This window comes from Paenibacillus sp. FSL R7-0297 (genome assembly GCF_038009025.1).
In the GTDB taxonomy this organism is placed as follows: domain Bacteria; phylum Bacillota; class Bacilli; order Paenibacillales; family Paenibacillaceae; genus Paenibacillus_AQ.
On sequence record NZ_JBBPAQ010000001.1, the window covers coordinates 6,541,821 to 6,566,073 of the forward strand.

Annotated in this window: 23 protein-coding genes, 1 pseudogene and 1 riboswitch; of the genes and pseudogenes, 2 read left to right on the forward strand and 22 right to left on the reverse strand. The window is 53.2% G+C overall.

What is annotated here, in order from left to right:
• Positions 1-611 precede the first annotated feature (611 nt).
• The 8 genes and pseudogenes from MKZ24_RS28485 to MKZ24_RS28515 all read right to left on the reverse strand — a co-directional run bounded on the left by MKZ24_RS28485 (position 612) and on the right by MKZ24_RS28515 (position 7,991).
• On the reverse strand, positions 612-1,277 hold the full coding sequence (locus tag MKZ24_RS28485; RefSeq protein WP_340789034.1) for a precorrin-8X methylmutase: 666 nt from the start codon (positions 1,275-1,277) through the stop codon (positions 612-614).
• A gap of 2 nt (positions 1,278-1,279) precedes the next feature.
• On the reverse strand, positions 1,280-2,071 hold the full coding sequence (gene cobK, locus MKZ24_RS28490; protein ID WP_042135121.1) for a precorrin-6A reductase: 792 nt from the start codon (positions 2,069-2,071) through the stop codon (positions 1,280-1,282).
• A complete protein-coding gene (locus MKZ24_RS33180; RefSeq protein ID WP_445324203.1) occupies positions 2,068-3,339 on the reverse strand; it encodes a sirohydrochlorin chelatase in 1,272 nt (423 codons plus the stop codon). The genes cobK and MKZ24_RS33180 overlap by 4 nt, the downstream gene beginning before the upstream one ends.
• A pseudogene (cobJ, locus tag MKZ24_RS33185) lies at positions 3,325-5,010 on the reverse strand (precorrin-3B C(17)-methyltransferase); the annotation flags it as partial. The gene MKZ24_RS33180 and the pseudogene cobJ, both read right to left, overlap by 15 nt.
• Before the next feature lie 29 nt (positions 5,011-5,039).
• Positions 5,040-5,885, reverse strand: coding sequence for an energy-coupling factor ABC transporter ATP-binding protein (locus MKZ24_RS28500; RefSeq protein WP_340789039.1), 846 nt, complete (start codon positions 5,883-5,885; stop codon positions 5,040-5,042).
• A gap of 260 nt (positions 5,886-6,145) precedes the next feature.
• Positions 6,146-6,934: a cobalt ECF transporter T component CbiQ gene (cbiQ, locus tag MKZ24_RS28505; RefSeq protein WP_340789043.1), complete on the reverse strand. Its 789-nt coding sequence runs from the start codon at positions 6,932-6,934 to the stop codon at positions 6,146-6,148.
• Positions 6,931-7,227, reverse strand: a complete 297-nt coding sequence (locus tag MKZ24_RS28510) for an energy-coupling factor ABC transporter substrate-binding protein (protein ID WP_340789046.1) — start codon at positions 7,225-7,227, stop codon at positions 6,931-6,933. Before MKZ24_RS28510 ends, cbiQ begins: the two co-directional genes overlap by 4 nt.
• A complete protein-coding gene (locus MKZ24_RS28515) occupies positions 7,227-7,991 on the reverse strand; it encodes an energy-coupling factor ABC transporter permease (protein WP_340789049.1) in 765 nt (254 codons plus the stop codon). The genes MKZ24_RS28510 and MKZ24_RS28515 overlap by 1 nt, the downstream gene beginning before the upstream one ends.
• Positions 7,992-8,266: 275 nt before the next feature.
• A riboswitch (cobalamin riboswitch) is annotated at positions 8,267-8,461 on the reverse strand.
• A gap of 162 nt (positions 8,462-8,623) precedes the next feature.
• On the opposite strand from MKZ24_RS28515, the gene MKZ24_RS28520 reads away from it, so the two are divergent.
• Entirely contained in the window at positions 8,624-9,580 is a 957-nt protein-coding gene (locus tag MKZ24_RS28520) for an ArsR/SmtB family transcription factor (protein ID WP_042234184.1), read from the forward strand.
• A 92-nt stretch (positions 9,581-9,672) separates the two neighbouring features.
• Here the strand turns inward: MKZ24_RS28520 and MKZ24_RS28525 are convergent, their stop codons facing one another.
• The 5 genes from MKZ24_RS28525 to MKZ24_RS28545 all read right to left on the reverse strand — a co-directional run bounded on the left by MKZ24_RS28525 (position 9,673) and on the right by MKZ24_RS28545 (position 15,256).
• Positions 9,673-9,948 carry a DUF6171 family protein gene (locus MKZ24_RS28525; RefSeq protein ID WP_042234183.1) on the reverse strand — a complete coding sequence of 92 codons (276 nt, stop codon included), beginning with the start codon at positions 9,946-9,948 and terminating at the stop codon, positions 9,673-9,675.
• 13 nt (positions 9,949-9,961) lie between these two features.
• Entirely contained in the window at positions 9,962-11,458 is a 1,497-nt protein-coding gene (locus MKZ24_RS28530; RefSeq protein WP_340789053.1) for an alpha-N-arabinofuranosidase, read from the reverse strand.
• Positions 11,459-11,775: 317 nt separating this feature from the next.
• Positions 11,776-12,897: an IS200/IS605 family element RNA-guided endonuclease TnpB gene (gene tnpB, locus MKZ24_RS28535; RefSeq protein ID WP_340784307.1), complete on the reverse strand. Its 1,122-nt coding sequence runs from the start codon at positions 12,895-12,897 to the stop codon at positions 11,776-11,778.
• Positions 12,898-13,107: 210 nt separating this feature from the next.
• Complete coding sequence (locus MKZ24_RS28540; RefSeq protein ID WP_340789055.1) at positions 13,108-13,800, reverse strand: class D sortase; 693 nt, start codon at positions 13,798-13,800, stop codon at positions 13,108-13,110.
• On the reverse strand, positions 13,793-15,256 hold the full coding sequence (locus tag MKZ24_RS28545; protein WP_340789058.1) for an ice-binding family protein: 1,464 nt from the start codon (positions 15,254-15,256) through the stop codon (positions 13,793-13,795). Before MKZ24_RS28545 ends, MKZ24_RS28540 begins: the two co-directional genes overlap by 8 nt.
• Positions 15,257-15,524: 268 nt before the next feature.
• On the opposite strand from MKZ24_RS28545, the gene MKZ24_RS28550 reads away from it, so the two are divergent.
• Positions 15,525-15,935: a peptide deformylase gene (locus MKZ24_RS28550; RefSeq protein ID WP_042234169.1), complete on the forward strand. Its 411-nt coding sequence runs from the start codon at positions 15,525-15,527 to the stop codon at positions 15,933-15,935.
• Between the two features lie 123 nt (positions 15,936-16,058).
• Here the strand turns inward: MKZ24_RS28550 and MKZ24_RS28555 are convergent, their stop codons facing one another.
• The 9 genes from MKZ24_RS28555 to MKZ24_RS28595 all read right to left on the reverse strand — a co-directional run bounded on the left by MKZ24_RS28555 (position 16,059) and on the right by MKZ24_RS28595 (position 24,253).
• Positions 16,059-17,000, reverse strand: a complete 942-nt coding sequence (locus tag MKZ24_RS28555; protein ID WP_042234167.1) for a 5'-3' exonuclease — start codon at positions 16,998-17,000, stop codon at positions 16,059-16,061.
• Positions 17,001-17,027: 27 nt separating this feature from the next.
• A complete protein-coding gene (locus tag MKZ24_RS28560; RefSeq protein WP_042234164.1) occupies positions 17,028-17,393 on the reverse strand; it encodes an arsenate reductase family protein in 366 nt (121 codons plus the stop codon).
• A 456-nt stretch (positions 17,394-17,849) separates the two neighbouring features.
• Positions 17,850-18,971, reverse strand: a complete 1,122-nt coding sequence (locus tag MKZ24_RS28565) for an RluA family pseudouridine synthase (RefSeq protein WP_340789064.1) — start codon at positions 18,969-18,971, stop codon at positions 17,850-17,852.
• Positions 18,968-19,534, reverse strand: a complete 567-nt coding sequence (locus tag MKZ24_RS28570) for a cob(I)yrinic acid a,c-diamide adenosyltransferase (protein ID WP_340789066.1) — start codon at positions 19,532-19,534, stop codon at positions 18,968-18,970. Before MKZ24_RS28570 ends, MKZ24_RS28565 begins: the two co-directional genes overlap by 4 nt.
• A gap of 132 nt (positions 19,535-19,666) precedes the next feature.
• Entirely contained in the window at positions 19,667-20,431 is a 765-nt protein-coding gene (locus MKZ24_RS28575) for a class I SAM-dependent methyltransferase (RefSeq protein ID WP_052416149.1), read from the reverse strand.
• Between the two features lie 141 nt (positions 20,432-20,572).
• Positions 20,573-21,397, reverse strand: coding sequence for a phosphotransferase enzyme family protein (locus MKZ24_RS28580; protein WP_339842931.1), 825 nt, complete (start codon positions 21,395-21,397; stop codon positions 20,573-20,575).
• A gap of 119 nt (positions 21,398-21,516) precedes the next feature.
• Positions 21,517-22,413 carry an alpha/beta fold hydrolase gene (locus tag MKZ24_RS28585; protein WP_340789073.1) on the reverse strand — a complete coding sequence of 299 codons (897 nt, stop codon included), beginning with the start codon at positions 22,411-22,413 and terminating at the stop codon, positions 21,517-21,519.
• Between the two features lie 32 nt (positions 22,414-22,445).
• Positions 22,446-23,105: a TetR/AcrR family transcriptional regulator gene (locus tag MKZ24_RS28590; protein ID WP_340789075.1), complete on the reverse strand. Its 660-nt coding sequence runs from the start codon at positions 23,103-23,105 to the stop codon at positions 22,446-22,448.
• 893 nt (positions 23,106-23,998) lie between these two features.
• Complete coding sequence (locus MKZ24_RS28595; RefSeq protein WP_231637810.1) at positions 23,999-24,253, reverse strand: aspartyl-phosphate phosphatase Spo0E family protein; 255 nt, start codon at positions 24,251-24,253, stop codon at positions 23,999-24,001.

The window sequence follows — 24,253 nt, forward strand, 5'->3', positions numbered from 1 at the left end:
CGTACTCTGCATCATGCTCAGGCTCGCGATTCGCTGCGTACTCTGCATTCTTCTCAGACACCCGCTTTGCAGTGTACTCTGCCGTGGACTCATTATCATGCTTCACCTCCGTTTCCTCCTATTCTGATCTGCCCGGTTGTCTGCTGTTTCCTCGCTCATGGCAATCCCTCTTTGTGATGATATGCAACCTATTTGGAGCATCGTAGATATATTTAGACACGCCAACAATTAAATAAGCGAGTTCAATCAACAATGCAGCGATTGATGTATTCAGTTCCAAGTGAAAATTCCATAATAGTTGTATACTGTGCAATTAAAATCAGCGAAAAGGTAGGCTAGCATCTTATAACTGTACTCTGTACAACTAAATCTGCCCAAATGGGTGAGAACAAGCAAAAAACAGTAGTTTAATTGTACGAAATACAGCTAAAGGGATAATTTGTTGTAAATCAGACGTTTTAGTTGTACAAAGTGCAGTTAAGTAAACATACCTCATAAGCCTGGCATATGGATTAGAACTTGTTCATATCCTGTTCAAAACCCGCTCAGACCCAACCTTATAGAGTTTTGGCCCAGCGCTAACGCAGATCCCGCTTATACCTGACGCAGACCTAATTTAATTCGCCCGCAGCCCGGCGGACCGCCAGCAGACTCAGTGCGTTAACCGCTGCAACGACGATTGTGCTTCCGCCCTTGCGGCCGACATTCGTGATGTAAGGAATGTCAAGCTTGCGCAGCTCATCCTTGGATTCCGCTGCCGAGACGAATCCGACCGGCATGCCGATGACAAGACCCGGCTGCGCTGTGCCTTCTTTTACCAGACGAATCAGTTCCAGCAGGGCAGTCGGCGCGTTGCCGATCACATAGATCCCTCCCGGAGCCTGTGCACAAGCTTTGCGCGTAGCCATAATGGCCCGTGTAGTCCCGAGCGCCTTCGCTTCTTCCATCACATCCGGATCAGAAATATGAACCCTGACTTCCCCGCCGTACCGCTGAATCCGCTCCTTGGCAATGCCCGCCTCCACCATCCGCACATCGGCAATAATCGGCTTGCCCTGCAGAATGGCGCTGATCCCCGCCTCAATCGCCCGCGGGTGAAAAACAAGACTGCGCCCCAGCTCAAAATCGGCAGAAGCATGAATGATCCGCTGTACTATTTTGTACTCCAGCCTGCTAAAGGAATGTTCACCAATCTCTTCAGTAATCATCTGAAAACTCAGACCTTCTATTTCCTGCGGCTGTACTGTCACCGGCTTGAAATCCGTACCAAAATCCACAGTTACCCCTCCTTGTTCATTTGCAGGGCAGTTCTCACGGCCTCCGTAATCTCGTCAAAAGAGTCAAACACCTTCCCGCTCTCTCCAAAGCTCAGCTCCGGCCGCATAATTAAAATGACGTAAAGCCCCATATCCAGCGCGGCATGCAGCTTCTCATCCACCGAGCCTTCCGCCCCGCTCTCTTTGGTAATCATCACCTGTGTGCCATATTGCCGGTAAAGTGCCTCGTTCATCTCTCTGCTAAAAGGGCCCTGAAGCGCAATAATATTCCGCTGCTCAATGCCAAGGGACAGGCATTTCTCCATATTCTCCAGGCAGGGCAGCAGTCTGACCGTCAGCCGGATATCCGGATCTCCCAGCAGCGCTTCCGCAAACACCTCAAGTGTCTTGCCGCCGGTCGTCAGCATAACGGAACCCTTGAGTTCCCTGGCCTTGCGCGCAGCCTCTTCATAGGAATGCACAACGATCAGCCGGGGGTGGCTGTCATAGATAAGACTTTGCCGCTCGTAGCGAAAATAGGGCAGGCCCAGCGCTGCAGCCGCGCCCATAGCATTGGCGTGTGCCTCCAGCGCAAAAGGATGGCTGCCGTCCACTACTGCACGATAGCCGCCCTCCTGCAGCAGCGAGATCATGGCCGGCTTATCCAGCCTGCCGACCCGGGAGCGGATTGCTGCGGCTTCCAGCCGTTCAGCCGCACTGGGCGTTACGACAGAGGCCTGCAGCGGCAGGCCTTGTCGCGACAGGTTCAGGGCCAGCTCCCGGGCATCGCTGGTGCCGCACAGCATGAAGATCATCGCGGCTGGCGCAGATCCCGGTTGTCTGCCGGAGCCGCTGTTCCGGTTACATCATGCCGGTCTTGATGCCCATGGTCATGATCCGCGCGACCGTGATGCCCATGCCTATGATGCCCATGACCGTGATGCCCGTGTCCGTGATGCTCATGCCCATGTCCTCCATGTGCGTGATCCCCGTGATCGTGTTCCTGATGATCGTGGTGTCCATGATCATGTTCCCCGTGCTCATGCCCATGATGTTCATGCCCGTGATGCCCGTGCCCATGATCCCCATGTCCATGCCCCTCCTCACCATGGTGATGATGATGGTGGTGGTGCAATGCCGCTTCATCACGGTACTTGCAGTTATCGCAATTGCTGAAAGACTGTCCCTCCATCGTCTCCTCAATGCGCTCTGTAAGCATATCCACAAGCAGCGGGTGCGTGCCGAGCTGGCGGCCGAGCTGCACTTCAATTTCCGGATGCTCTGCGGCGAAGTGAGAAACCATTTCTGCGAACTGCTTCATCAGCACTCCGGTGAACAGCAGGTACGGCACAACTATAATCTTACGCGCACCCAGTGCCAGGCAGCGTTCAAGCCCATCCGGAAGCGACGGCTTCGTGATGGCGATGAAGCAGCTTTCAACGCTTTGGTAAGACGTTCTTTCCCATAGCAGCCGGCCCAGCTTATAGAAATCACTGTTGGCATCCGGATCACTGCCCCCGCGCCCCATAAGCAGCACGATGGTATCCTTATCCTCTGCTGCAGATGTTGTACAGGCTTGGGCTTCCTGCAAACTCAAGTCTGCAGCTCCGGCTTCATTACTGTCTTTCACAGAAGCAGAAAGCGGTTCAGCTTCCCGTATCCGGTCCAGCACAATATCGACAGCCCGCTCCTGAACACCCAGCGGACGCCCGTATACAAACTCCACCCCCGGATATTTCAGCTTGGCTTCATCGATCGCCATAGGAATATCCAGCTTGGAATGGCCCGCCGCGAACAATATAATCGGCACAATATAAATTTGCGTCGCACCGCCCTCCACGCATTTGGCAATTCCGCCCGCGATTGAAGGTGAGGCTAGCTCTATGAAGCAGGTCTCAAACTTAAGCTCCGGCTTGCGGGCGGCTAGCTGGCTGGTGAATTGCAGCAGCTCATCATTTCCCGCTTGAATCCGGCTGCCGTGTCCAACCAGTAATACGGTTCTCATCATGCGTACTCCCTCTATGCTGTCATTATTATCTATACTTCCTGCAGTGCTGTTCACCTGTTCTTCAATACTGCCCATTCGTTCATAAAAAGCATGAAACCGCTCCTTCTCCCGGCCTTGCGCAGTATAATGCTCTACTGCCGCTGCTACAGCAGCCACGGCTTCATCTTCATCCATACCTTCCCGGACCAGAGTGCCGGCATGCGCTCCCCGGCCCGACTTCTTGCCGCCCAGATAGAGCTCATAGCTGCCCCGCGAAAGGACCAGCCCGATGTCATCCAGAACAGCCGAGCTGCAGGCCATTCCGCAGCCCGCCACGCTGATATGCAGCTCTTTGGGTACAGCGAGCCCGTGCAGCAGGGTATGCAGGCGGACCGCCGCGCTTAAAGCGCCGCTTCTCCGCAATTCACAGAACCCGCAGGTTTTTACTTTCACATAATCACCGGGTATACTAACGCTCAGTCCTGCCTCTGTAAGCTTCGCGGCCACCTCAGCACGGTCGCCCGGATGGCTCCGCAGCAGAAAATGTCCGTCCTTCGTATAGATCAGCTGCCCCTCATCGCCTGCCAGCTCCGCCAGCAGTTTCATCTGGATACCGCTGAATCTGCGGCTGCCGATGACAGGAGAAACCTCCAGCTCAAAGGTTTCATCAGCGTGTTCCGCCAGCTGAACGGCAGGAATACGTGGACGCTTCACGCGCACAGACGCTGCCAGGCTTAGCGCCGCAGCCTCCTCCGTCCGTCCCCCGTCAGTTGGAGCCATTCTCTCTGACACCAATCGCTCTACCCGTCCGGTTTCACCGGCAGCTGCACCCGGTGCCACTGCTCCATCTATCCGTCCCGCCTCAGCAGCCACACTCTCCACCGCTGCCCCTTCAGACCGTCCCGTCTCGACTGCCACACTCTCCGCCTCAGCCGCAGCCAGCGACCAAGGCTCGGCCGCAGGGCGCAGCCGCTCATGCGGCTTCAGCGCCTGCGTCTGCGCGCCAAGATTGTACTTGCGCTCGTATCCGCGCGGCGTAACCATCAGACCCTCGTAGACCACCGTCGCCGAGTTGCCGACGATAACCGTAGAGAGCATGCCGATCTCATGCTCCAGCATCTCCTGCAGCGTAGTGACGATCGTCTGCTGACGGTCACGGTAGGCGCTTTTGACAATGCCGACCGGCGTGGAAGGATCACGGTAACGCAGCAGGATATTGCGTGCTTCTTCAATCTGGCGCGTCCGCTTGCCGCTGCGAGGGTTATAGAAGGCGATCACGAAATCCGCAGCGCCCGCCGCTTCTACACGCGCGGCAATGCTCTCCCACGGGGTAAGATGATCGCTGAGGCTGATTGTGCAGGAATCATGCATGATCGGCGCTCCCAGCAGGGAAGAACAGGACTGGATCGCCGATATTCCGGGGATCACCTCGACCTCTACTCCGTCAGCCCGGTTCCAGCCCCGTTCAATCAGCACCTCGTAGACCAGACCCGCCATGCCGTATACACCGGCATCGCCGCTGGATATTACGGCAATGGTCTGGCCGTCCTCGGCTCGGCGGACGGCCTCCTGCGCCCGGCTGACCTCTTCGGTCATGCCGGTGCCGACAATCTCCTGATGCCGCAGCAGCGGTTTGATCAGATCCACATAAGTGTTATAGCCGATTACAGCCTCACTCTCTTCGAGAGCAGACAGCGCCCGGCCGGTAATATGCTCCAGCGCTCCGGGACCGAAGCCGATAATCAGCAGCTTGCCTTGTTTCTTCATCCTTCTTCCCCCGTTCATGAATACCTGTATTAACTATTCAGCAGCCTGTTTAGTACAGCTTTGAAATCTCCCGCCGTGCGGGGGGCTGGCTGGCCGGCGGTGTGCCGTGCAGGCAGGCTGTACCACAAGTCGGCCAGCAGCGGCAGACCGAGGCCGATGGCCTGCAATTCTTCCGCCCCGGCAAAAATCTCCTCCGGCGTCCCCTCAGCCCGGCACCTCCCCTGATCCAGTACGATAATCCAGTCCGCCCAGCGGTACGCCAAGTTCATATCATGCGTAGTCATAACTATGGTTGTGCCTTTTTCATGTATAAGGTCAAGACCCTGCAGCATCTGTGTCTCAGATAACGGGTCCAGATACGAGGTCGGCTCATCCAGCAGGATCAGCTCCGGCTCCATCGCCATTACTCCGGCGAGTGCGGTGCGTTTTTTCTGCCCCAGACTAAGCTGGTGAACCGGTTTGTCACTCAGCTCCGTCAGGTTCAGCAGTTCCATGACACTGCGGCAGCGCTCAGCTATTGCGGCTTCGTCCATCCCCGTTCCCCGCAGCCCGAAGGACACGTCCTCCAGAGGCGTGCTTAATATGAGCTGCTGCTCCGGGTCCTGAAAAACAAGGCCCACGCTTCGCCGCAGCGCGGCCAGCTCTTTTTTGGCATAGGACAATGTCTTACCTCCCTGCTGAACCGTACCCTTCTGTGGACGCAGAATGCCGACAGCATGCAGGAACAGGGTCGATTTGCCCGAACCATTATGGCCGAGCACCACCGTTTTGCGGCCTTTGGGAATGGAGAGGGTTAGTTCACGCAGCGCGGCTTCCTTCGTATCCGGGTAATGAAACACCACCCCGTCAAAAGCCAGACTATATTCCATGTCCATGGCGTACTCCTCTAATGTGATTTGGCAAATCGAAATTGGATAAATGTTGTATGTTTTACAGCTTTGATACCTAGATACACCGGCCTTCGGGGGGAGTGTTGTATGAAATACAAGAATTGTCCCGTGAAGCCACTTGGAGGAGACGAAATGCTGCCTCTTGTGCAACAATCTTGGAATACATCCGATATATCGGGGAAATTGTTGTACTTTGGGCATGATTTCAAAAAAGCCAGCAGCTTTCCTGCACTAAAATCTTAATTTCAACCGCTCAGCCACAGCCAAAGCTGCGCCAGCGCCAGCACAGCGATCCCCGCATACGCCCGGACCGCATAACGCCGCGGCACAGGCCGCGCGGTATACGGCGGCAGAATGATCTCCCCCGTGAACCCGCGGGTCAGCAGCCCCTGCGATAATCCGTAATAACGGTGCATCGTATTGCCGAAGAGGGCGCCAGCCATGGCCGCCGTCTCCCCCAGCCTGGCCTTGTACCCTCTCCGGCCGCCGCGCAGCCTCCGGGCCAGCATCAGTCCGTGCGCTGCATCATTCAGCAGGAACAGGAAGCGGTACATGATCAGCATCAGCTCCAGCACAATCTGCGGCATACGCAGTCTGCGGAGCACTTGCAGCAGCTCACTGAACGGCGTGGTGAACATCAGGAAGAAGCAGCAGCTTGTGCAGGCAGAGACCCTAACCAGCAGTTCAGCGGCCCGTTCCAGTCCTGCAGCTGTGATATACACCGGAAGAGGCTGCCCCGAAATCCGGAATACGCCAGCTTCCCCGGCAGCGGGGTGGCCGAATTCCACGAGCAGTGCCGGGACACTAAGGCCATAGAACAGCAGCGCCGTTCCAAACAGCAACAAATAGGCGCGATAGGGAATTTTGGCATGCAGGATGCACCATGACATCATCCACAGCGTAATCACAATCTGCAGCACCGGATCCACTGTATAGGAGAGCAGGAACATCAGTGCCGCGAACGAGCTTTTCCACATGGGAGACAGCTGCCTTAAGGCATTATTATAAGAAAGGACATCAATTCGTCTGATCACTTCCTGATGCTGTTCTGCTTCGCCTGGCCTTGTTTCCCTTTCAGCAGCCCCAGTGAATATCCGATCACTCCGGCGCCAATCGCCGCCTGTAATGCGAACAGCATACTCTCCGTCTCACCCGGGATTTCGGTCAGCGGCTTGAACCAGGGTTCATATTCCGGGTTAATTTCTGTGATCACACTCTCGGCAGCATCATCGGCCCCGCCGAACTCCCCTTCTACGAACAACAGCGGCAGCACACACAACAGGACAACGGCCAGCAGCATCAACCCATTGTTCCATTTATTGCTCATTATGCATTTCCCCCTTTAACCTTGCGTTTCAGGAGCGACATTTCATTCGGACTGTACGATTTCAGCCAGTTCCACAATAATACGGTCAGCAGCCCTTCGCTGATGGCCAGCGGAATCTGCGTTACGGCAAAGATCCCTCCGAATTTGAGAAAAGACGCCAGGACCCCGCCATCCGCAGCCGGAAAAGCCACCGCAAGCTGGACGGAAGTCACTACATAAGTCATCAGGTCGGCAACCGCCGCCGCACAGAATAAGGCCAGCTTCTCTCGGTCCGGCAGCTTCATCAACAGCTTATAGACTGCATATCCGGCAAAAGGCCCCGCGACCGCCATCGAGAACGCATTCGCCCCGAGTGTAGTGATTCCCCCGTGCGCCAGAAGCAGCGCCTGAAACAACAGCACAATCGAGCCGATCACGCCCATCGGCAGCGGCCCCAGCATTACAGCACCAAGCCCTGTACCCGTAGGATGAGAGCTGCTTCCGGTAACGGAAGGCATTTTGAGCGCCGATAGAACGAACGTGAACGCCCCTGCCAGACCGAGCAGCAGCTTCAGCTCAGGATTCTCCTTGGTCATCGATCTAAGCCTGATAATCCCGAGCACAAAGAACGGTAAAAACGCCACCCACCAGAACACAGCCCAGCCTACCGGCAGAAACCCTTCCATAATGTGCATAGCCTGGGCCGTCCCAGGTTCATTCAGCAAAAAGAACACTGTAAATCCGGCAATCAGCGCCGCAAAACTCCAAAATCCGCGTTTCTTCATTTGTCAGCCTCCACGTTTCTTAAATATGGCAAACCAAAAAACTCCCGCCCTTCTGGGTGGGAGTGTATGTACGCAGGTATGATTCGATAGAGAGCACTGCCGTGCGCCAACAAAGGGCTCTGCACCCGGTCGCTCCGCATGGTCCGCTCAACGCTGTGTCTGCATAACATTGAGCCGGCTCTGATCTTGATCTTCAAGATTCCCTCCGGTTCTACAGGGGCACATCGCCTCATCTTATTAACCTATCCGTACACCGCTCCTATCCGCGTAGAGTCGTGGTGTGTGTAATCAAGGTAGGTCTCCTGGCTTGGAATACGGGCGCTGCATCCTTCGTCTTCCCCGGGATCTCCCCAAGTGACATCATGAAGTTCAGCTCTTCCTTACAGTGGCGGGACCGCTCGGGACTTGCACCCGATTCCCTGTTATCCCTTGCCTGATCCGGCAAGAGCACCTTGTTACATCGCTAATCCATCCTACATCATAGCGGAACAGGCTCTGCATGTCTGTGATAAAATTGGAGCGGCTGCGAGGCGCAGTATTCATTTGCTTGTTAGGCAATATTCATTTGCTTGTAAGAATATCATTTGAGTAATATAATTATTAACTATATAACCTGAACGTGGAGGCAGCACATGAAACTTGATCTAACCGAACAATCTTTACCCGTGTATGAAGCGTTATCCAGCGCTGTGCGCCTGCAGATGCTGCGGCTGCTGTCCGAACAGCCTATGAACGTCAAGGAACTGGCCGGGGCGCTGAAGCTCAGCAGTGCCATTATGACCATGCATGTGCGCAAGCTGGAAGCTGCCGGACTGATCCGCAGCCACATGGCTCCCGGGCGCAGCGGACTGCAGAAGATTTGTACACTGGCCGCCGAGAGTGCTGAGATTATTTTCCCCGGACAAGCCAGAACACAGCGCAGAGGCTACCGTAAGGAAATACCCGTGGGCCACTACTCTGATTTCCAGATTGAACCGACCTGCGGATTATCTACCACCGAGCGGGTAATCGGCAACTTTGACGATCCGCGGTATTTCTGGGATCAGGAGCGGGTGAATGCAGGCATCCTGTGGTTCGGCAAAGGATTCGTGGAATATAAAATCCCGAACTTCCTGCTGTCCAGCCAGAATCCTGAGGAACTGGTCATCACCATGGAGATTGCCTCCGAAGCCCCGTCCATCAATAATAACTGGCCCTCCGACATCACCTTCACACTGAACGGACAGCGGCTTGGATTCTGGACCAGCCCCGGCGACTACGGGGACAGCCCGGGCAAATACACTCCTTCCTGGTGGCCTGCGCTCACCAACCAATATGGACTGCTTAAGCAGCTGCGGATTACTCCGGCGGGCACGTTCATGGACGGTCAGAAGCTGTCAGAGGTTACGCTGGATCAGGTCAGTATCCGTGATAAACAGTGGACGTTCAAGGTTTCTGTGGAAGACGATGCGGAGCATATCGGTGGTCTTACCTTGTTCGGCAAGGGATTCGGCAACTACAACGAGGATCTGGTCTTTGAACTCTTTTATACAGATGCTGTTGAAGCGTCGGCAAATACCAGCCGGACGGAAGGACCCGGACAGGATTAGACAACAAACAGCGGCAGAAGGAGACCTTAAGATCAGGTCCCCCGCTGCCGCTGTTGCGGTTACGGTATTATTACTAGAGACAGCCATGCGGTTTAATCAGTCACAGGCTGCCACAAGCCGCCTCCCGGCAGCGGACAGCCGCGTGCCTTCAGCCGGGCCACGACCGGTATAATGCAGCCGCAGGCCGTGCAGGTCACGCCATCCTGCAGCTTAGGACAAGCTCTGCATAGAGCAACCCGCTCGGCATAGACTTCATCCGGGGCAGTGTTCCCCGGATTGAACATCGAGGAGGCCAGAATCCGGGCAATCTGCGCTTCCGTCACCTTGTACTCCTCCCGGCATCCCTTGCAGGCTGAAGTGGTTGTCATGCTGCTGTTCTCCTTACGCTTCCGGAGTAATTTCCAGTACAGTTACCGACATTGGCGGCAGAGTAACCGTCAGCGTATCTCCTTCAAGCTTGAAGCCGTTGAACGGCTGCGGTGTTACAGCTTCCGGCTGCTCGAAGGTATTGTGGGCATCGATGGAAGACCCGGCAAGTGTTGTGCCGCTTACGGCCGCTGACTGTCCAGCCAGTCCGCGCAGCTCCAGCGGCAATACTGCCGGTGCAGCGTGATTCAGGTTGCACAGGCTGACATGAATCACGCCCTCTGCTGTTACGGAAGCTGAAGCAGATACTTCAGGAATCTCTACGCCCTCATAGCTGTATACCGGGCTATCCACTGTCAGATCCAGCAGCTCCGCATCCTGATGTACTTTATACATATTGAATACATGATAGGTTGGAGTCAGAAGCATTTTCTCGCCTTCGGTCAGAATTACAGCCTGCAGCACGTTTACGGTCTGGGCAATGTTCGCCATCCGTACACGGTCGCTGTGCTTGTGGAAGATATTCAGGGTCAGACCGGCAACCAGCGCATCACGGATCGTGTTCTGCTGGTAGAGGAATCCCGGGTTGGTACCCGGCTCTACATCATACCAGGTGCCCCATTCATCGACGATCAGGCCCACTCTTTTCTCCGGATCATATTTATCCATAATGACACTGTGGCGGGTAACCAGCTCATCCATGAACAGCGCTTTCTTCAGTGTGGTGAAATATTCATCCGTTCCAAAGCCGGTAGCCGCACCTTTATTCGCCCAATCCGAAGTCGGCAGGGTGTAGTAGTGCAGGGTAAGGGAATCCATGAAGCGGGTGGCTTCGCGCATCAGCACTTCGGTCCAGTTATAGTCATCCGAGTTCGCGCCGCAGGCGATCCGGTGAATCTTGTTATCCCCATAGTTGCGCACATAAGTCTGATATTGGCGGTACAGGTCAGCATAATATTCAGGACGCATATTGCCGCCGCAGCCCCAGTTCTCATTGCCCACGCCGAAATAAGTTACACTCCAAGCCTCTTCCTGGCCGTTCTTCTGGCGCAGCTCAGCCATCGGCGATACACCGTTAAAGGTCAAATACTCAACCCACTCGGACATCTCCTGTACCGTTCCGCTCCCTACATTGCCGTTGATGTACGGCTCACATTCCAGCATGGCGCAGAGCCGCATGAATTCATGTGTACCAAAATGATTGTTCTCAACCGCACCACCCCAATGGGTATTGATCATGCGCTTGCGTTCTTCACTTGGGCCAATGCCGTCCTTCCAGTGATATTCATCGGCGAAGCAGCCGCCCGGCCAGCGCAATACAGGAATCTTCATTTCCTTAAGCGCTTCCACCACATCGTTACGGATACCCTTCGTATTCGGAATCGGCGAATCTTCCCCTACCCAGATGCCTTCATAGATACAGCGTCCCAGATGCTCAGCGAAATGTCCATAGATGTTGCGGTTAATTGTGCCTTTGCGGATGTCAGTGTTCAGTACAATGCGTTCTGCCATTTCAGTTAGCGCTCCTCTTTAGGTTAATATATTTGTTAATCATTTAATACTTATATTAACATTATAGTCAGGCTACCTCCGGTTCGTCAATCTTTAAATTAAGTGGCTCGTGCAACCGTTTCTTAAGAATCTTTCCATCCATCGCTGCGGTGGCGCATAGGTTGAATTCTCCCCCACTTAGCTAACGCTTGAAGTGGCGGATTCTTGCGAACAGAAGAGTACCCTCTTCTTATGGAGCAAGCGATCCCTGCGTTCCCGCAGTTTTACATTTTTGACGCTAGTGAAATCTTGAATTCTATCGTTTGGTTAGGTGGGGGTTAAACCGCTACTTGTTCAATATTGTGAGCGGCGTTTTCGTCACGGTCATGGATCGTCCCGCAGGCCGTACACGTCCATTCCCGAATGGACAGGTTCTTCACCTCGGGGTGGATTGTGCCACACACATGGCAACGCTGACTGGTCGGCTCAAACGTGTCGGCGATCCGAAGATTTCGTCCATACCATTTCGCTTTATACGTCAGCTGTCGCACCCACTCGCCCCAAGACGCATCAGCAATGGATTTTGAAAGCTTGGGGTTCTGAATCATATTCGCCACACGCAGATGTTCGATACTAATCGTTTGGTTTTCACGAATCAGTCTCGTGGTCAGCTTGTGGAGGAAGTCATTTCGTTTATTGGCAATGCGTTCGTGAATACGAGCGATATGCTGCCTTGCTTTCTTCCAGTTGGAGCCGCCCGGAGTACGCCGAGCCATCCGCCGCTGCCAAAGCGCCAGCTTGTTCTCGTATTGACGGTAAAAGCGAGGATTGGCGATATGTTCGCCGTTTGAGCATACTGCATATTCTTTCAAGCCTAAGTCGATGCCAATAGGTGTATCCACTTGGGGCAGAGGGTTCTTTTGAACTTCGCAAACGAGCGAGACGAAAAATTTCCCGCTGGCGTTTTTACGAACGGTAGCGGACAATATCCGGCCTTCCAGCTTCCGGGAGTTTGCAAAACGTATCCAGCCGAGTTTGGGGAGCTTCAAGCGACTGCCCTCCATGGCGATATTCCCGTTGGTGAATTTGGTCGTGTAACTTTGAATCGGATGCTTTCGGCTCTTGAAGCGTGGCGCTTGATTTTGCTTCTTGAAAAAACGATCAAAGCTATCCGCCACATGACGAGCAGCCGACTGCAAAGCGATGCTATCGACTTCTTTCAGCCAGTCGTATTGTGCTTTTAAACCGGGGAGTTGTGTTGCACAAGCGTGATAAGACAAGCCTTTTCCCGTTTCCGCATAGCTTTGATTCCAAGCTCCCAAGAAGTAATTGAACACAAAACGGCAGCAGCCAAACATTCGACGAATGAGTTGCTGTTGCTCTGTATTGGGGTAGATCCGATATTTATAGGCTTGATGAACCAAGTGTTTCGAAGAAACCTCCTGCGCAGACACGAGCATGGGCAACACCTCCTTTTAGTGATCTCATCCATATTATAGCACATATGTTCGTCTTGAAATCGAAAACTACTGATTCATCCCCACCCTATCGAGGGTGGAGTATTCTCAGCTTTTTTAGATAAAATACTGCTGTGGGTGGTCAGACCCGTTTTCCCTAAAAAAATCCTTTGACACCTAGATGTCAAAGGATAAAGGTAAATCGAAAGATCTTCATGTTGTGGGGGAACGGACTTCAGCGATCAGGTCTGCGATGAGAATATAACGGTCGGGAGCCGCGCCGATAAAGTGAAAGGGGTAGCAGGTACTTACGGTTAGGACAGCGTGGTCTGTAGGTACAATAATCGTTTTATCGTCTTTATCAACAATCCGTATAGCACTTATCTTATAGGTGAAAGAACCGGCTGATGTATCAACGACAAGCTCGTTTCCTATTTCCAGCTCGCCTAATTTAGCAAAGACTGTATCCCGGTGTCCGGATAGAACCGAATTGTTATTCTCACCCGGCAGGACGCTTTCCGAGAAATGTCCAATTCCCTCCTCCAACTCATCCTCGTCTGTCCCGTGTATAATCGGAAGAATTTGCTGTAATGCCGGAATTATCAGCTTTCCGATAACATCGCCTTCCAGCGGCCTTATGGGATAGAGGATATCATCCTGCGGCGGTATGCTGCTGGAATCGCCTGCTTCTACCGGAACGGCGATGCTGCTCTTTACACTATGGCGCTGATCAGCCTGAATTGGGATAAGATCTGTATTCTCATTATAAGCAACGGGAACGGTTTGCGCCTGAATATGAATCAGGGCCCAAGAGATAGACAAGATCCCCAGAATCATTGATCCCAGGGAGATAATGTATATCTGTTTTCCGGCTTTTACTTTATGCTCAGTGTGCCGTTTATTCACGAAGCTTTCTCCTCCATAAGATTACTCCTCCCATTATGGTTAATAGAGATCCTGAGAGAAGCAAGTTGTACCACGGCGTCGCGGTAGCCGGAAGCTGGCCTCCGGTGACTGTAGGTACAGATACGGGAACCACCTCAAACTTAAACACTGTTCCGTTATGGGAAGTGAATCTCACCAGAATATTATAAGTCCCTACCGGTGCTTTAGCGATCCTATAATTGACACTTTCAGTTCCTTCTGTATTGTATAACTTCCCCCCCAGATCGAAATTCCACACTCCTGTGTCTTCTTGATTATCAGGGAGCTTTGCATCAATAATCATATCCCCGTCCGGAAGTAAGCCTACTTTAACCCATTCCGTTTCAACACTCCAAGCAGGCGCTGCCGGCAGCTCCGCAGGAGGTGAAGCAGCAGGAGTATTGACAGGTGAAGCAGCAGGGCCTGGCGTTGCTGCAGCCGGGATTGGTGTTGCCGTGGCCGGTATTAGCGTTACTGTTGCTGGTATTGGCGTTACTGTAGCCGGTATTGGTGTTGCCGTTGCTGGTATTGGTGTTGCCGTTGCTGGCACTGGCGTTGCCGGTATTGGTATTGCCGTTGCTGGTATTGGCACTACCGTTGCTGGTACTGGTGTTGCCGTAACTGGTACTGATGTTGCTGTAACTGGTACTGGCGTAGCCGTTGCCGGTATTGGCGTTGCTGTGGCCGGTATTGGCGCTGGTGCATCTGTTTCTACAGGCGGTTGTACCGGTGGTTCCACAGGCGGCTCCTGGACACAAGCCGGAACGGTAATGTTAGACGGGCCCGGGCCAGTGAATGTAACTGCATCTTGTGACAGAATTCTGCCATTTATAATAGTATCAATACCAACCGTTGTTGCTGAAGATTGACTCAATAAACTGCCATTGAACTCCGTATTTGCCGCGAGTGTCGCGGCCCCGTTCACCACCCAATAGATATTACAGGCTTGTGCCCCGTCTGTTAATAGAATCTTCGTACCGGCCGTTGTATCCAATGTCCCTGCAATTTGGAAGATAAAAATATCATCACCGCTAAGTGTTACATCAGCACTGATATTAACTGCACCTGGATAATTATATATACCGGGCAGCAGGATTTCGCCTCCCAGATCCGCTCCAGCCGTTCCATTAACAGTAGGCACCTGTGAATTTGCATACCCAATGGCATTTCCCAAATCAATGTCAGCAGCATGATAAACACTATCATCTAAATAATTATTCCCATTCGTTATATGTGGAATTACGGTCTGAGTAATAGCTCCCGTATTTCCGGAAACGGAAGTCTCAACCGTTGTCATCGTCTTTGCGAGTAGCCCGAAAGTGGCCGCTGAACCCAAATTCATGTCTATTACCGCAGCTGAAGCGGGCAGCAAAATCCTTGAAAAAGACAGTGTGAAAACCAGCACAATTGCGGTGAGTCCTAGATATTTCAGTTTCATACGCATGCTCCCTTTTTTGTTGCCAATTTTTACCATTATATACTTATTAATTCTACAGTAGTCTTGTCGAATAAGCAAAGTAAATCTGTAATTCCGCACCTTACACGATATACCACCCCTGCTGAACCCAAATGCACTGCAAAAAACCACCAAATACCCGAAAGTGTCTGACGGCTTTACATTATTGTTCCGGCAAGATTCATTTCACTGTCCATACAAAAGATGATATCATGGCAGTGGCAGCCAAATAAAACACATGGAGAGTACTATGATCAGACCCATATGTAAAGATATGACGATTCTAAGCCAGAAGTCCACATCGGCAACCCCAGAGGATCTGCCAGTGTTAGATGACCTTCTGGATACCTTGCGGGCGAACGCAGACCGCTGTGTCGGCATGGCGGCTGACATGATCGGTGTTAACAAGCGCATGATCGCCTTCAGCATCGGACAAATGAATATTCCAATGATCAATCCGGTCATTGCCCAGCGTGCCCATCCGTATGAAACCGAGGAAGGCTGCCTGTCCCACGAAGGCGTACGCAAAACTACTAGATATGAATCCATTGAGGTAGAGTACTTAGACTATAATTTCAAGCCGCAGAAGCAGACCTTCACCGGCTTTGCGGCGCAGATCATTCAGCATGAGATCGATCACTGCGACGGAATTGTAATCTGAGCCCGGCATATGGTATTCATTTGTTAGGGAAAACACAAAAAGACCCCTACGCGAGATTTTCGCAAGGGGTCTTCTGCTTGTTCAGGAGGCTCTGGCCTGCCTAAGCCTATAACTAAGCTCTACTCAGCCCAAATCTCCGAGTTCAATCTGTACGATTCCCCGTTCATCCCGGACCTCGGCGATCCCGCCGATCAGATGCATCAGGCTGCCGAACTCCAGCTCATTGAACTTGCGAGCCGCAGTATCCCGCTGCAGTGCCCACAGACAGTCCGCCAGTTCGCAGACCACCGGCACATCGCAGCGGATTTCCGCCAGCTCCCGCGAGAGATGCAGCATATCGAGGTCAGCCTCGATTTTGGCCCGCACGCCTTTGGGCAGCAGATGCAGGTTCTCAATGACACCTTCCACAGTGCCGTATTCGGTCAGCAGCTTGGTGGCTGTTTTCTCACCTATGCCCTTCACACCGGGATAATTGTCGCTGGTGTCGCCCATGAAGCCCTTCAGGTCAATCACCTGTGCAGGGGTGAGGCCACGCTCAGCAAGAAGTTCCGCCGGATCATACACTTTATAGTTGGAGCGGCCTTTTTTCATAATCACAACCTTGACGCTGTCATTCACCAGCTGTAGCATGTCGTGGTCACCTGTGAGAATATAGACCTCTGACTCCCCGCTGTAGCACGAAGCCAGTGTACCGATGCAGTCATCAGCCTCATAACCAACCAGACCGATATTCGGCACGCCCAGCTCGGCCACTACCTCTTTCACGAGGTCAAACTGCGGAATCAGCTCCAGCGGCGCGTCAATCCGGTTCGATTTGTAGCCGTCATACTTCTCCGTACGGAAGGTACCTTTGCCCATATCCCAGCAGCACACCACATGTGAAGGCTCAAACGTACTCACCGCGTCGAAAAAATACTGCAAAAATCCATACACCGCATTCGTCGGAAGCCCGGCGCTGGTCTTGCGGATATATCCTCCATAAGAGGTAGCATAAAAAGCCCGGAACAGCAGAGCCATTCCATCAACGATCATTACCCGGCCCTTAGTGTCTGTTACTGTGCTCATGTGTAACCTCTCCTTGTATTCTGTAATTTAGGTATTGCTCCAGGCCTCAGCGTACTGCTCATCTTTGTAGCCGACTGTAACCTTCCTGCCGTCAGTGACAACCGGACGCTTGATCAGCATCCCGTGGCTGGCGAGCAGCTCAAGCTGCTTATCTTCACTGAGACCGGCCAGCTTGTCCTTCAGATTAAGTTCCTTGTAGACCTCACCGCTCGTATTAAAAAACTTCTTCAGCGGCAGTCCGCTGTTCTTCAGCAGGACACGCAGCTCCTCCACTGTGGGCGGCTGCTCGGCAATATGCTGCAAGTCCAGCTCATGCCCCTGCTCCTTCAGCCATTTCACTGCGGCGCGGCAGGTGCTGCATTTCGGATATTGATACACCTTCAATTGACTCATGTGGTTCTCCTTTTATTATAAGCGCAGCGGAAGTGTTGCAGTGCGCTGATTATTAGGGCTGCCGGCGAAGCCACGTTCGCGGGCCGGATGGGCGGAACATTGGTGCACCTGCGTTGCTACGTTTAACCACCACTCTAGCCGCCTATTCCGTTAGAGGCATCTGGGCTATGTGCTGAGTGATCGGAATTAAATGGAAATTGTACATTTAGTTAGCATAAATTCGTAGCTTAATAGGAATTAGTTGGATTTTAAACACTTAATTTGAGCGCATTTGATACTTTCCGGCCAAACCTCTGAAATTAGTTGTACTTTTTCCACTTGTTGGATTTAGAGTGGAGAAACAGCTAAGAACAAGTGCAGTCTCGCACTTATTTCACAATCTCAGCTGGCCCCTGGCTGTACCCACCAGCGGAATTCTAAGCGGACCCTCTATCTAACGGCTGCCAGCTGAGACCGTTATTCCCTGGCTGCAATCTCACGCAGCTTCGCCTGCAGCAGCGCCATATCCGGCGGCAGCGGAGCTTCGAAGACCAGATCAGCATGCGTGACCGGATGCCGGAAGGACAGCCGCACCGCATGCAGCGCCTGGCGCGGAATGGATGCGTCCAGCGCCGCGATCTCCGCCAGCTGCGCCGCTTCCTCCGGCGTCAGCTGCCCGCCTCCGGCAGGCGTCAGCCCTGCCGCTTGCTGCCCGCCGCCCGGTTGCGTCGGCTCTGCCCCGCGCTGCCCGCCATCCGGCAGCGCCCCCGCCTCCGGCGCCAGAGCACCCCCAGGCGCCGGGCTTGCCCCAGGCTGCCCATACAATGGGTGACGGTACATGCCGTCACCGATCAGCGGGCAGCCAATAGAGCTCATGTGCACCCGGATCTGATGGGTGCGCCCGCTCTCCAGCTTCAGTTCCACGCGCGAAGCCGCGCGCGGATAGACCTCCTTGACCTCGTACCGGGTCAAAGAGGGATAACCGTCCGGCGTCACGATCCGCCGGTGCGGCTCCAGCGGGTCGCGGTCGATCGGACCGTCGATGTCGCCGCTAGGCACAGCGGGAACACCGTGCACAAAAGCAGCATAGCGCTTGTCCACCGTCCCGGCGATCATCTGCTCGGAGATATGCTGATGGCTGTACGGGTTCTTGGCAATGACCAGTACTCCGGAGGTCTCCTGGTCCAGCCGGTGGACAGGGCGGAAGCGGACCCGCTCCCCCTTCTCTGCCCAGTAATGGACTACTCCGTTCGCGAGGGTCTCCGTGTAATGGCCATGGGTCGGATGGACAATGATCCCTGCAGCTTTGTTCACGACTAGCAGATGGCCGTCTTCATATAGAATCTCAAAAGGAATCGGCTGCGGCAGGATATCCTCTGACGTTTCTTCCTCCATCCGGATCTCTACCCTGTCTCCGCTGCTTACCTTGACACTGATATACACACGCTCTCCGTTCAGCGTAATCCCTAGGTCTGTCATTTTCAGACGGGACAACAGCTTACGGGAGACATCCATCCGCTTCTGCAGGATGGTTTTGAGCAGCCAGCCGTCTTCATCCGGCGGCACAATATAGGTAATCGGCGGATAGTAGCTAGTCATTTGTTCCGGAACACCTTTTTGCTGCGCACATACTCTACCTCAGCAACCTCCTGGCGTGTATTGGCAGCACGGGCCAGCGCGAAGAAATAATCAGAGAGTCTGTTCAGATAGACAACAGCCTCCGGGTTAATATCCGCACTGCGTCCCAGGGTCACCGCCCGGCGCTCTGCGCGGCGGCAGACGGTCCGGCAGACATGCAGGACCGAGGACAGCTGGCTTCCGCCGGGCAGAATGAAGCGTTCCAGTTCCGGATTCTCCGCCTGCAGCACATCGATCCAGCCTTCCAGACGGACAGCCATCTCGCTTTTCACCTTATATTTGTTCTCGCTCAGCTTCACGAATGCCAGGTCCGAACCGCAGTCAAACAGCTCATGCTGTATCTCCAGCAGCTGCTCCCGGACATCCGCGAACCGTTCATCCTCCATTAGACTCCGTGCCTGGCCGACAAAACAGTTCAGCTCATCTATGGTGCCATAAGCCTCGACGCGGACATCGTCCTTGCCCACACGGCCGCCGATGACTGAGGTTTCCCCTTTATCCCCCGTACGCGTATAGATCGCCATCGAATTCCCCTCCTAAGTTGCAAATCACATAGTAATAGTGTAATCGTTCTTATGTATGTAGGCAAACAAAGATCATCATTTCTGACATGTAAATAACTCCCTAATGAGCATATGGAATCCCGATCCCCCCGCCTACGGCTTCCGAAAAGTAATGCAGTACATCAGGCCTTTGCATACCTCCTTATATTCGATCTCCAGCATATCCTGCGGAATGAGTCCAAGCACCCCCGGCAACTCCTCCCCCTGCTGAAAATACCCCTTAACCACCGGCACCTTCCCGTACGTCCCCTTAACCAGCTTCTCTGTCTCATCGGCAATCATCAGTCTGGTGCCCGGCTTTGCCACCCGGATCATCTCCAGCACCGCAGCTCCCGGATCACTGAAATAATTAATTCCGCCGACATGGTAGACACAATCGAAGACGTTGTCCCGGAAAGGCAGCTTCTCCGCCTGTCCCTGGAACAAATGGGCCTGCAGCTTCCAGCGCCGCAGATTGCGTACCGCCTGCTTCAGCATCCCGCTGGAGATATCCAGCCCATACAGCTCTGTATGTGCACCCAGATAGGGGAAATTATCACCGCTGCCCACCGAAGTCTCCAGAACTAGGTCACCTTCCCGAAGTTCCAGCGAAGACAGAAACTGCTCTCTGTACCGGCGTTCCCCGCCGAATTTCAGAACGAAATAGGCTTTGTTGGACAGCCGGTAGAAACGCGCTATCCGGTTGTACAGCTCAAGGTACTTTTTGTTGCTGCCCTCGGCATCCGCTTCTCCCAAAAAAGCGAGAAAGCCCTGCTTCAACGGATACTTACGCCCGCTCTCCGGATTAACTGCTCCCGTTCCTTCGAGCTTCAGCTCATCATACGTAAAGGGGTCCCGCAGTATATCGGCTTGTAACATAAATATCATCCTCTTTTTCCGGTACGCTGCAGAAGAGCCCGTACCTTTAGAATCATCGTGAGTATTCATTATATGCCTGCGGCAGGGGTCCGCCATCAGGCCCCGGGTCCACCTCCTCCTCCGCCCCGGGACGTACAAGCATTACAGCAGCCTGAATCCCAGGCAAGGTTCCCCGGCTTCAATCGTCCGCCTCATTCGGGCAAGATATACCTTCTGCCCTTCCGTAAGCGTACCCGGATCTGAGTGCACCATATGATAGGTATAAGAATAGAGATTCCGATAATCTATAAAGTAGCCGATCTGAGCCGTGAATCCGGTATCGGCGTTCCCCCTGCGGTAGCCTTTCATAAAAGCGTGATAGAATGCCAGCACAGCGTCCTTCTTGCCCGCATCTTCCGGCACAGTCTGGGCCATATGATAGACTGCAATGGCAATATCATACGCAAACCAGTGGTATTCCGCATCCCCGAAATCTATCACTGTCAGCGTGCCGTCATGCAGCAGGAAGTTATGCGGATGAAGATCGCCATGAATTAGGCCGAATTCATTCCCGGAGGTGCCAAGGCGGCTGAATTCTTCCTGGTATACCTTCCACTTTTGCGTCAAAAGAGGGTCTGTTTCAATCCTCTCCGCCAGCAGAATTATATTCTCCTGCCAATGTGGACGCGGATGGACTGCCTGGTAGCTCCGGGCACAGGAATGCAGTCTTCCCATCGCCTCTCCCCAGTGCTCGAATACCAGCGGATTCCAGACCGTCTTATCTTCCCGATTCACATATGTACCTTTAACCTTATGGAACAGAATATAATAAAAAGGCTCTGACACCGGGCAAATATATTTCCCGGACTCCAGGCACAACGGTCGGATCGCACTCACTTCACTCTCCTGCAGGTAGTTCAGCCATTCCATCTCCGACAAGGTGTGTTCCCTGGGGACCACGGTGTGATCCAGTATTTTGACGACTATATTCTCCGCTCATCCCCGTTCAAGCTCAAATACATTGTCATTATACCCTCCAAGCAGCTTGACCGCTTCAGGAGGACAGCCGAGCTCTGTGAACACCTGCTGCCGGATACTCTCTGGAATCATCGCACTCCCCCCTGTCCCTGCAAAAATTCTATCAGCTCCCGGTTAACCCGCTCCGGCTGTTCCATATTGATGCCATGGCCTGAGCCCCCAATCACCTTATAGCGGAAATCCCCGTCCTGAAGTATGCCGATAAAATCCTTCTTATGCTGCAGCTTGTAATCCCCGATCAGGAAATACAGCTTATCCCTGACTATAGCCGCGCGGGCCTTGTCATAGAGCTCAATTCTCTGGACAAACATCGCCTGCTGGTTATGATTCTTCATGAGCAGCACCACATGCTCGGCCAGTTTAGGATGTTTTTCCGCAAGTCGTGATTCCGGCGAACTGAGCTTATTAAATACCTTAAGCAGATTTTTGCGCGTAGGTACCATTATTTCCGGGAACATCATCAGCAGCGTCTGGATCATGTTTTTTAACGGAGCCGTGACCATTCCCCCTTCCATACAGACTGCCCTAAGGACTCTTCCGGGCTCGTTAACCGTATAATTGAAGACCATGTACGCTCCATTCGATACACCTGCTGCATAGAATTGTTCCAGCTTCAGTCCATCCGCGATGCTGTTAATCCAATCCACCTGATTGAAATTCTGCTTATTGAACCTGTCACCCGGCACGCTCTTCCCCGGCCCTCCCAGCGTATCCACCGCAATGCAGCAGAAATGCCGTGACAGCTCCTTCATGTTCAGCAGCCACATCACTGCCGAATTATCGCCTACCCCATGGAACAGGAGCAAGGGCGGTAAGCCGGCCTCTCCCGCTGTTATGCAGTGTGTTGTCCCGTACGGAGTCTCGATATCCAGCTCCCTAACCTCCGTCCCCCAGTCCCCGAGCAGCTCATTATAGGAACGGAGAACCCGTTCTTTGCCGGCATCACTTTTAAATACCTTGACCATGGCTGATTCCACCTTTTCGGATATGGGATGGGCTAATGATCTTTTTTCATGAAGCGCAGAACCAGTTCTGTTGAGGGAAAAGGAGCAGCAGCTGTGGCCTGTACCCTCGCTATGCCAAGCCCCTGGATGAATGAGAAATAGGCGACGGCGATTTCGACCGGATCACCCGGAACAATCTCCCCTGCCTGCTGCCCGGCAATAATCAGGGGAATGAGATGCTCGAACGGCTTCATAATCTTCTCCTTGGCTACACGCTTGGCTTCCTCCGGAATGGCTTCCGAAGTTGCCGTCTGCAGCAGAATAAGCCGGAAGTGCTGCAAGGCAATACTGTCCGGTGACAGGAAGGCCTCCGTCAGCCAGGTGATCCGCTCCATCGGGCTTCCCTCCAGCTCTGCTGCATATTGCACCGACATTCCCGCTCCGTCCGAAGCCAGCTCAACAATCCTGGTGAAGATGTCGTCCTTGGATTTGAAATACATATAGACATATCCCTGGCTGAAGCATGCACTGGCGGCGATATCCTTGATTTTGGTCCCGGCATAGCCTTTCCTGGAGAAGACCTCGACAGCATGATAAATGATCTGCCGGATCGCCTTGTCCGGAGCCAATTGCTCAAAGCCCTCAATGAATTTACGTTCCAGTAATTTGCCGTTGTCGCTCATGCTGTTATCACTCTTGCTGTTATCACTCACGATTCCCATCTCCCTCAAAATGAATGACTGTTCATTCATTTTACTGCGAAAGGATATTTATGTAAATCGAAAGAGGGGTGACTCTTTGCCACGGGCAAATGATAAGTACCCGTTTATCATTATATTCTTATATCATTCTTCGATTCAGTACAACTCATGCTAACAGGTAAATTAATCTGGTGCTTATGCGGCTTATGAAGCCTGTGCAACATATGCAGATTTTAAAGCTACCTCCCAATACTTTCCTAAGAATACTTCCGGGGCAGTCCCCTGCGAAATTGCTCACCAGAGCTTCTCCTTTCCTCATTTTGCGTGCAACCTGTGAAGCGCTTCCGGCCGATTCAGGGGCACTTTTGCCCCTCATTTCCTCCTGCCGCCCGCTTCCGGCGGATTCAGGGGCACTTCTGCCCCTCATTTCCTCCTGCCGCCCGCTTCCGGCGGATTCAGGGGCACTTCTGCCCCTCATTTCCTCCTGCCGCCCGCTTCCGGCGGATTCAGGGGCACTTCTGCCCCTCATTTCCTCCTGCCGCCCGCTTCCGGCGGATTCAGGGGCACTTCTACCCCTCATTTCCTCCTGCCGCCCGCTTCCGGCCGATTCAGGGGCGCTTTTGCCCCTCATTTCCGCATCCCACCTGGCGTTCGGCGTATTCAACGGGATTTATCCCTTTGATTCACCCTACCGCCCACTTTCAACGGAGTCAGCGGGATTCCTGATACAAGAATAGTTCCGTCCTTCAGACGGTCAGCTCCCAGTTACAAAAAGACTTATCCACAACTGACGAAAATCATACTCACCTCTAATCATAATCACCTCTAGATGGTGCAACTGTGAGGCAGACTAAAAAACGGACATCTCCCTAAGGGAAATGTCCGTTTCAATATAAATCAGCCGGTTAATTGTTCTTACGGTGGCGGCCTCTCATATACTCATTAATCTTCAGGTCCAGCAAGCTGCTGATGGCAATGACATTATCCGAGGTAAAGGAATTCTCCTGTAAAAAGAGCTGTTCCATTCTGCTGCGGAGTACCTGTATTTCATTTTCCAGCGAGAGTCTGCGTGCATGTGCATCACCCCTGGGAGGATGTTTCCCGCTTCCGGAACTACATTCCCCGCCATAGGAAGGTAAGTAATAATCTGCGCTCAGCAC